Here is an 8965-nt window from a genome sequence, read left to right on the forward strand (position 1 = left end):
ACAGCAGGATTGCCATGGTCGGAGGGCTGCCACAGCAATACGTGGCGCGCGAGAGACTGGCCGGCTACCGCGAAACGCTGCGTCGACGCGGCATTGCCCTGACACCCGAATTGGTCGAATCGGGCAATTTCCGACTCGAGGATGGCTACGTCGCCTGCAAGCGCCTGATGCGCAGCAATCCCCCGCCCACCGCGCTGTTCGTGGCCAATAACCTGATGTTGATTGGCGTCATGCGGGCATTGGGCGACCTCGGCCTGCGGGTGCCGCAGGACATATCCGTCTGCAGTATCGATGACTTTCCTTGGGCCACCGCCTTCCAGCCCACTCTCACTGTTGTGCAGCAGCCCATCGCGGAGATGGCGGGCGCGGCCTTCCAGGCCTTGGTCTCGCGCCTCGAGGGCGCAACGGGACCCGCCATTCGGCAGCTGTTCCTGCCGCATCTCGTCGTGCGGCAGTCGTGCGCTCCCAAATCAGCAAGGTCGGCCGTCCGGCGCGCGCGCTAAGGCCGGGCGAGGCGCGGCGGCTGCACCAGCTTGCCGAGAATGCCGAAGCGCTCTGCGCCACCATGTCTTCGCCGGAGGGGGCAGGGACCGTCCAGCCAGCGCGAGACAAGATCGTCCCGGTCATCGTAATTCCGCGACAGATGGTGGACGGGCGGTTCCTGGTAGATGGTCTGGCCGTCATGGCCGGTCACCTCCACATCGCCGTGCTTGAGGTCGTTCTCCCGCATGAAATCGCGTGCAGCTTCGGCGTAGACGACGCCGGCCAGGTCGTTCAGCCGGGTCAGTTCGAAGATCGAGATCTTGTTCTCAAACGCCTTCAATACAATTTCAGCGACAGCATTCGGCCAATCATAGCTTTTGCCGGAAATGAATTTTGGCCGCGCGGGCTGATCGTCCGGGCCATCAATGAGCTCGACGGGGACAATGTCGATACCGTCAAAGAGGAACCGCTGTTGAGCCGATCGCCAGAACCATGGCCCGTTCCGAATACGAGGGCAGCTCCCCCCAGACCCGCCACGCGGGACACAACGTTAGATGATAGCATTGCACTTGCAAGGCTCAAAAACTCAGATACATTGATCTAAAGCTCGGCGAAGTCCGGGTACGGAAGAAAACAACTATAAAGTTCAACGGGAGGAACAACTCATGAATGTGCTGAAATCTTGTGCAATGGCTGTGTTGTCGGCAGTTGCCGTGACTGGCCTCGCGGCCGCCGCAAGCGCTGGTGAATTCGATGGCGTTACCGTCAACATTCTCACCCGCCCGGGTCCGGTCATTGCAAAGCCATTGAAGGACCGTGGACTAGACTTCGAGAAGATGACAGGTGCCAAGATTGTTGTCACCGAAGTCCCCTTTGCGGAGATTTTCCCGAAGGTTCAGAACGACTGGTCGACAGGCACAAACTCGATCGATGCTGCCGTGTTCGCCGCAGGCTGGGGCGTCGAGCTCGACGGCGCGGGCCTGCTCGAGGACCTCGATCCCTATGTCGCCAAGGATGACAAGATCGATACCGCCGACATCGCCCCCTACTTCCGCGACTTCGCCATGAAGATCGGCGGCAAGTACAAGCTGATCCAACTCGATGGCGACTTCCAGATGGTCTATTACCGGAAGGACGTGCTCGACAAGAACAAGCTTGAGCCGCCCAAGACCTGGGAAGACTACATCGCCATCGCCAAAGCCATTAATGGCCAGGACATGAACGGTGATGGTACACCTGATTATGGCTCCTGCATTTTCAAGAAGCGCAACGCGCAGTCATACTTCGCGATTCAGACCATCGCCTCCTCGATCATCCAGACGCAGGGCACGGCCCAGGGCTTCCACTTCGACAATGCAACGATGAAGCCGATCGTCAACAATGACGGCTGGAAGAAGGCATTCGAACTCTACAAGGAAACCAGCAAGTACGGCCCGCCGGAAGAACTCAACATGGACATCGGCGATACCCGTGCCCTGTTCGAGGCTGGCCGTTGCGGTGTTCTCATCGAGTGGGGCGATCCGGGCACGCTGCAGCTTGAGAAGGACGCCGCCAAGGTCAAGAACTTGATCTTCGCCGTCGGTGCCGTTGGCTCTAAGGAAGTGCTTGACCGCGCAACCGGAAAGCTGGTTCCTGTGACGAAGGAAACGGCCCCCTATTCGGTTGACGGCATCAACTACGCTCCATTCTCCGCCTTTGGTGGCTGGGCCGGGGCTATCAATGCCAAGGCTGACGAGAAGAAGAAGGCCGCCGCCTATGCCTTCCTCTCCTACATGAACCAGTCTGCGCAATCGAGCGTCGATGTCACGCAGGGCTATACCGGCTACAATCCCTATCGTCTGTCGCAGCTCAAGAGCACGGACTTGTGGGTGAAGGCCGGCATGTCGCCTGAACTCGCCGCGAACTATATCGGCGCCATCAATTCGGCTCTCAACAACCCGAACATGGCCTCCGACCTGAAGATTCCCGGTGCTCAGCAATATACTTCCATCGTGCTCGACACCGAGCTTGCCCGCTACATGGCTGGTGAAATCACGGTGGACGAAGCGCTGAAGAACATCGAGACCGGCTGGGAGAAAGTCACCGACGACTTCGGTCGCGATGAACAAATCAAGGCAATGGCTCTGGCGCTTGGACCCGCGAAGTAAGCCGCACGACAATGACGCGTGCTGACGACATGCACCGGCCGGGGGAAGCCCCGGCTGGTGCAGGCTTCCGCGAAAGCTGGGCAGAATGGCTTGACCGCCACTCCCGCACCTTTTTTATCGCGCCCGCAGTCACACTCATCCTGATTTTTGCGATTTTTCCGACTTTCTACTCCATCGCCTTTGCGTTGAGCCGGGTGAAGTTCACCCCCAACGGGCTCCGTTTTCGGTTTGTTGGGCTCGACAATATCACTTCCCAATTCACCGGAGGCGAACAGGCGCATTTCCTCGGGCGCCTGGACGGCACCAGTGTCTTCGGTTGGCTCTTCATTGCCGCCGTTGCCGCGCTCGTCTTGTGGTGGCTCTACAAGTCCAAGGCTTCAGGGGCTTCATGGATTGGGATGATCGGCAGGTTGATCTCCGCATCAATGGCATTGTTCTTGGCCTACCTGCTGGGCGGCACGCTGCTTTCCGGCACGCAATGGGGCACACTCCTGACGACGCTGTTCTACGTTTTCATCGGTTGCAGTGTTCAATTCGTCATCGGAACGGCATTGGCTTTCCTGTGCTCGCAACCGATCGCCGGAAAGAGTTTCTTCCGTGTTCTGTTCTTCATACCGCTGATGATCACGCCGCTTGGTGTGGGCTACGCCTTCAAAATGATCCTCGACATCACCAAGGGGCCATTCCAGCCATTTTGGGAATTCATCGGTCTGCAAAATTGGGCGTGGTCGACGAATGCCTGGGCAGCGCGCTCGTTCGTGGTCTTGGGTGACTCGTGGCAGTGGATCCCCTTCATCTTCATCGTGATGCTTGCGGCCCTTGAAAGCGTGCCAAGGGACCACGTCGAGGCAGCGCAGGTCGATGGTGCATCGAGTGTGCAGATCTTCCGCGAAATCATCTGGCCACAGATCATTCCTGTTGCGGCGACCGTGCTTCTGATCCGCATGATCGAGGCCTTCAAGATCGTTGACCTACCCAACATCATGACGTCGGGCGGACCCGGAATCGCCACCGAATCGATGACGCTCCATGCCGTGTTCCTGTGGCGCGCCAACAACATCGGGGATTCCGCTGCCGTCGCCTACCTGCTGCTGATCCTGACCGTCGTCATCTGCTCGTCGTTCTTCAACTACGTGGTTCTCAAGCAGCTGCGGGGAACTCACGCATGAGTGGCGCCGGCTATAAGTTTGAGGTGTCGAAGCGCGGTCTCTTTGAGCGGCTGTTCGAGCCGCCGGCCATCGGCAGGATGTCTCCCGTCTCCAAGCTCGTCGCCTATGGAATTCTGGTCTTCTGGTCGGCGTTCGTGATTTTCCCCATCTACTGGGTGGTCATCACCGCCTTCAAGAATTCGGACTCCGTCAATTTCGGCCCCCGCTACATACCGTTTGTGGATTTTCAGCCCACACTCGACGCATGGCGTGTTCAACTGGCTGCCGATCCGTTCTGCGACGGGACCGCGATCCTGCGGCAGTTGTACTTGATGGTGCATAATTCAGTAGCTTTCATGCTGTCGCCGGTCATGCGTGTTGCGCCGATGGAACCGCAGATCTGCAAACTGTACCTGGCCTTCACCAACTCGCTGGTTATCAGCATCGCCTCCACGGCGCTGTGTGTGGCGGTGGGCAGCATGGCCGCCTATGCACTGGCGCGGGTTCAATACCGGCCCAAGTTTGGAAACATTCTCGTATTCGTGCTGCTGACCCTGGCGATGATCATGACAACCAGTTTCTTTGGCATAAAATGGTACATCTCATCGGCCGTGGCACTGGCATTGTTCTTCCTACTCGCGCGAAGCCTGGGCAAGCACTTCAAGGCAACGCTGGGGAATGGTGATATCCTCTTCTGGATCATATCTCAGCGCATTCTTCCGCCTATCGTCGTCGTCATCCCCATTTACATGATGTTTCAGGCTGTGGGGCTGCTTGACACCCACCTTGCGCTCATCATTGCCTATGCGGTTGCCAATCTGCCAATCGTGGTTTGGCTGATGTATGATTTCTTCCGAGGCCTCCCAATCGAACTCGAGGAGTCAGCGCAGCTAGATGGCGCAACACGCTTCAGGATTTTCTGGGAGATCGTGTTGCCGCTCACGGGCCCCGGATTGGCGGCCACCGCCTTGCTGACGCTCATTCTCAACTGGAACGAATATTTATTAGCGGTATTCCTTTCCACCTCAAAGGCGCAGACCATGCCAATCATGGTGGCCGCAAAGAATGCCGGCGAAAAGGGCATATTGTGGTGGGAAATGTGCTCGTTGATCGTTGTCATGATCATCCCGGTCATCATCATGGCGATCATCCTGCAACGCTTTATCGCCAAGGGTGTGCTGATGGGCGCGGTTAAGGGCTAGAGTATCCAGAGGCAGGAAATAGGTCGATGAGTTCCACAGTTGGCGTACCCGTCACATTTGAAAAGATCGAGAAATCCTTTGGTCCCGTGCGGGTTCTGGAGGAACTTTCGCTTGACATCGAGCCGGGCGAATTCCTAGTTCTTCTGGGAGCATCCGGCTCCGGGAAGACCACTGCACTTCGTATTCTGGCGGGCCTTGAGACGGCCACCTCCGGCCGCACGACGATCGGCGACCGGGACGTGACCGATGTCTTGCCGAAGTATCGCGACGTATCGATGGTTTTCCAGTCCTATGCGCTTTATCCACACAAGACGGTGGCCGAAAACATCGGTTTTCCCCTAAAGGTCCGCAAGGTGCCGAAGGCCGATCAGGACAAGGCCGTCCGCGAAGCCGCTTCACAAGTGCAGATCGATCAGCTTCTCGACCGCTATCCGCGCCAGCTTTCCGGCGGCCAGCGCCAGCGTGTTGCGCTTGCCCGCGCCATGGTGCGCCGCCCCTCCGTGTTTCTCATGGACGAGCCGCTGTCCAACCTTGACGCCAAGTTGCGCGGCCATATGCGCGCCGAACTCAAGCACATGCAGTCGACACTGGGAACCACCACAATCTATGTGACGCACGACCAGATCGAGGCCATGACGCTGGCTCACCGTGTGGCCATTCTTGAAAGGGGCGTGCTCCAGCAGCTCGATACGCCGGCAAGGATCTACAATGATCCCGCCAATCTGTTCGTCGCGCAGTTCATCGGTTCTCCGCCGATGAATGTCGTGCACGGCACGCTCGAAGGGGCGAGCTTCCAGACCCGCAGCGGGCGCGTCGAGACACCGGTCACGGGGCGGATCGACAGGGCGATACTGGGTGCCCGGCCGGAAGATTGCTCCGTGGTACCCGCCGGGCAGGGACAGTTCGGCGCTGAGATCTACACCGTCGAGTTGATCGGCGACCACACCCTGGTCACCGTCAGGGCCGGCGAGGACATGCTGACCGTCAAGGCGCAAAAGGATTTTACCGGCAACACCGGTGAATCCGTTGGCGTTGCCCTAAGCCGTGACCGCCTCTTCGTGTTCGATGCCGCGACCGGCGCGCGCGTCAGGTGACGAAGTTGATCGAGTTCTCTCCCGCGTCCGCGCCATGACGACAAAGCTCAATGTCGGCGTGCTGGGCTGTGGCCCCATTGCCCAGGCCGGGCATTTCGAAAGTTGCACCAAGGCGCGCAATGCGCGCCTTTATGCTATCTGTGATGTTGCACAGGACCTGCGCGAACGCATGGCGGCAACCCATGCACCGGAAAAGACCTTTGGCGATTTCGACGAGATGCTTGCGGATCCCGCTGTCGATGCCGTCATCATTGCCACCTCCGATGCCTTTCATGTGCCGACTTCCATCAAGGCCCTGAAGGCCGGCAAGCACGTGCTTTGCGAAAAGCCTGTCGGCGTCGACCTCGATGAGACACTCACGCTCGAACGTGTCGTCCAGGAGAGCGGCAAGCGGTTCCAGGTTGGCCATATGAAGCGCTATGATGCCGGGCTTCAGGAGGCTAGGCGCTTCATTGCCGAGGAGATGGGTGAACTCGTCGCGTTGAAGGCCTGGTATTGCGACAGCACCCACCGCTATCCGATGACGGACGCCACTCAGCCGCTGATTGTCAGGTCGACCAAAGCGATGAAGCCCAAGGACGATCCCAAGGCGGACCTCACGCGTTACTATATGCTCGCCCACGGTTGTCATCTCGTCGATACGGCGCGCTATTTCGCGGGTGACATCGTGGCGGTCAACGCACGTCTGTCACACAACAAGGGCATGCACTGTTGGTTTGTCGATGTCGAATTTGCCTCGGGTGCGCTGGGCCACCTCGATCTCACCGTGGCGGTGCGGATGGACTGGCATGAAGGCTTCCAGATCTATGGACAACATGGCTCGATCATCGGCAAGACTTATAATCCATGGTATTTCAAGTCATCTGACGTCGATATCTTTCGCGAGCGTGATGGCGCATCCTATCGCCCGCTTGGTGCGGATGGTCATTTCTACCGTCGCCAGCTTGAAGGCTTTGCTGATGCCATCCTCACGGACGGCCCCCTGACCGGTGCCGGCATTGCCGATGGTGTCGCTTCAGTGCGTGCCATGCTGGCCATCGCGCGATCCGCCGCTCAGGCTAGTCGGGTGCGCCTTGACGAGGTGACGGGGAGCGTGTGATGCGGATCGGCATTTTTGCCAAGACGTTTTCCGGCACCGCTCCACTCGATGTTCTGCGCCAGTCTTCTGCTGCTGGCTTCGACGGCGTCCAGTACAACATGGCATGCTCTGGGTATGCCGCCATGCCGGATGCAATTCCGCCTGCAGCCATGCACGCCATCGCATCAGCCGTTGCTGAGACGGGTCAGCAACTCTACGCACTCTCTGCCACCTACAACATGATCCATCCCGATCCCGCGGTTCGGGAAGTGGGAGAACGACGGCTCCGCGTCATGGCGGCCGCTTGCCGCGAGGTGGGCATTCCGCTCGTGACGCTCTGTACGGGCACGCGCGATGCGGAGGATCAATGGCGCCACCATCCCGACAACCGGTCAGCCGGAGCCTGGCGCGATCTTCTGTCGGCGTTTGAGGTGGCGGTGGAGATTGCCACGGCCAACGGCATTGCACTCGGGGTGGAGCCCGAACTTGCCAATGTGGTCAATTCCGCCGAGGCGGCAGAACTCTTGATCGAGGAGATGAAGTCCGAGGAAATTCGCATCGTTCTCGATCCTGCCAACCTCTTCGAACAGGCGGACGCCAGCGAACGCCGAAGCCTGGTTGAGCGGGCCGTGGATCGCCTGGCTGGGCGTATTGCCATGGCGCATGCCAAGGATCGGACTGCCGACGGCAGCGTGGCGGCAGCAGGCCAGGGGGTGATTGACTTCCCTCACTTCCTCTCACGCCTCAAGGCATCAGGTTTCGATGGTCCTGTCGTCGCCCATGGATGCAGTGCCGGAGAGGCCGCCGGGGTGGCGCGCTTCCTGAAGCGCCAACGTGAGGCGTTGTCACTGTGAGTGGGTTCGAGAAGCAAACTCTCTGGCGTGACGGAGTGCGGCTCAGGCTTCACCTGCAACAGGGAGAGGGGCCGATAGTCTTCTTCCAGCATGGCTTGTGCGGCGACGCCAACCAGCCGGCGGTGGTCTTTCCGGCCGATTGCGGCGGTCGGCTCGCGGTGCTCGACTGCCGGGGGCATGGCGAAAGCGACGCCGGCCCTCTCGAGGCTCTGTCGCTTGCCACTTTCGCCGATGATCTTTCCGCAGCGATCAGGCAGTCGAGCGCTGATCCCTGCATCTTGGGTGGCATTTCGATGGGCGCCGCCCTTTCACTGCGGATTGCCTGCCGCGAGCCCGGCCTTGTCTCTGGCCTCGTGCTTGTGCGCCCTGCCTGGATTGCGGAGTCCGCGCCTGAAAACATGGTGCCAAACCTTGTTGTCGGACAGCTTCTTTCCGCGCCGTCCACCCCCGGTGAGCGTGAAGCATTCATAAACTGTGAAACGGGCCGCAGGCTTGCAGCGGAGGCGCCTGACAATCTTGCATCGCTTCTTGGCTTCTTCGGGCGCGAGCCCCGCGCCGTAACTGCCGCGCTCCTGACGCGTATCGCTCTTGATGGGCCTGGCATCGGCGAAGGCGAGCTATCAGCGCTTGCCGTGCCCACCCTGGTCATCGGGCATGACGACGATGTCATTCATCCATGGCACCATGCGCAACGGCTAGCCGCCGTGATTCCCGGCGCCAGGCTTGCGAAGATTCCATCGAAGGCACGCAGCAAACCCGCCTACGAAGAGGCCTTGCGCAGCGAACTGCGCCGATTCATCGAGGAGACGTCAGATGCCACATCCCGCAACCGGCTGGTTTGACCGGCTGCCCGCCACGCGCTGCGTGGCCGAATTCTCACTGTGGTCGGCCGACCTGTGCAACATGGCAGCGGAGCTGGAGCGGATCAGCCCGCACGCGGACATGCTGCACATCGACGT

General features: G+C 59.6%; 9 protein-coding genes. 8 read left to right on the top strand and 1 reads right to left on the bottom strand.

What is annotated here, in order from left to right; all coding sequences use genetic code 11:
- A partial coding sequence (locus tag WCJ41_RS18250) for a substrate-binding domain-containing protein (RefSeq protein WP_336907267.1) occupies positions 1-503 on the top strand: 503 nt, incomplete at its 5' end.
- Here the strand turns inward: WCJ41_RS18250 and WCJ41_RS18255 are convergent.
- Complete coding sequence (locus WCJ41_RS18255; RefSeq protein WP_336907274.1) at positions 500-991, bottom strand: anhydro-N-acetylmuramic acid kinase; 492 nt, start codon at positions 989-991, stop codon at positions 500-502. The two genes, WCJ41_RS18250 and WCJ41_RS18255, sit on opposite strands and share 4 nt — an antisense overlap.
- Before the next feature lie 181 nt (positions 992-1172).
- Here WCJ41_RS18255 and WCJ41_RS18260 point away from each other — a divergent pair, with 181 nt between their 5' ends.
- The 7 genes from WCJ41_RS18260 (at position 1173) to WCJ41_RS18290 (ending at position 8848) form a co-directional block, all read left to right on the top strand.
- Positions 1173-2630: an extracellular solute-binding protein gene (locus WCJ41_RS18260; protein ID WP_336907268.1), complete on the top strand. Its 1458-nt coding sequence runs from the start codon at positions 1173-1175 to the stop codon at positions 2628-2630.
- An 11-nt stretch (positions 2631-2641) separates the two neighbouring features.
- A complete protein-coding gene (locus WCJ41_RS18265) occupies positions 2642-3799 on the top strand; it encodes a sugar ABC transporter permease (protein WP_336907269.1) in 1158 nt (385 codons plus the stop codon).
- 77 nt (positions 3800-3876) lie between these two features.
- Entirely contained in the window at positions 3877-4980 is a 1104-nt protein-coding gene (locus tag WCJ41_RS18270) for a carbohydrate ABC transporter permease (RefSeq protein WP_336907275.1), read from the top strand.
- 26 nt (positions 4981-5006) lie between these two features.
- Positions 5007-6074: an ABC transporter ATP-binding protein gene (locus WCJ41_RS18275; RefSeq protein WP_336907270.1), complete on the top strand. Its 1068-nt coding sequence runs from the start codon at positions 5007-5009 to the stop codon at positions 6072-6074.
- A gap of 34 nt (positions 6075-6108) precedes the next feature.
- Positions 6109-7173: a Gfo/Idh/MocA family oxidoreductase gene (locus tag WCJ41_RS18280; protein WP_336907271.1), complete on the top strand. Its 1065-nt coding sequence runs from the start codon at positions 6109-6111 to the stop codon at positions 7171-7173.
- Positions 7173-8006 carry a sugar phosphate isomerase/epimerase gene (locus WCJ41_RS18285; protein ID WP_336907272.1) on the top strand — a complete coding sequence of 278 codons (834 nt, stop codon included), beginning with the start codon at positions 7173-7175 and terminating at the stop codon, positions 8004-8006. Before WCJ41_RS18280 ends, WCJ41_RS18285 begins: the two co-directional genes overlap by 1 nt.
- A 35-nt stretch (positions 8007-8041) precedes the next feature.
- Positions 8042-8848 carry an alpha/beta hydrolase gene (locus tag WCJ41_RS18290; protein WP_336907273.1) on the top strand — a complete coding sequence of 269 codons (807 nt, stop codon included), beginning with the start codon at positions 8042-8044 and terminating at the stop codon, positions 8846-8848.
- Positions 8849-8965 lie beyond the last annotated feature (117 nt).

It is taken from the genome of Aestuariivirga sp. (genome assembly GCF_037139295.1).
GTDB lineage: Bacteria > Pseudomonadota > Alphaproteobacteria > Rhizobiales > Aestuariivirgaceae > Aestuariivirga.

Coding starts and splice junctions, on each gene's coding strand:
- WCJ41_RS18270 (WP_336907275.1), top strand. CDS start 3,877: ATGTCTCCCGTCTCCAAGCTCGTCGCCTATGGAATTCTGGTCTTCTGG.
- WCJ41_RS18285 (WP_336907272.1), top strand. CDS start 7,173: ATGCGGATCGGCATTTTTGCCAAGACGTTTTCCGGCACCGCTCCACTC.
- WCJ41_RS18265 (WP_336907269.1), top strand. CDS start 2,642: ATGACGCGTGCTGACGACATGCACCGGCCGGGGGAAGCCCCGGCTGGT.
- WCJ41_RS18260 (WP_336907268.1), top strand. CDS start 1,173: ATGGCTGTGTTGTCGGCAGTTGCCGTGACTGGCCTCGCGGCCGCCGCA.
- WCJ41_RS18275 (WP_336907270.1), top strand. CDS start 5,007: ATGAGTTCCACAGTTGGCGTACCCGTCACATTTGAAAAGATCGAGAAA.
- WCJ41_RS18280 (WP_336907271.1), top strand. CDS start 6,109: ATGACGACAAAGCTCAATGTCGGCGTGCTGGGCTGTGGCCCCATTGCC.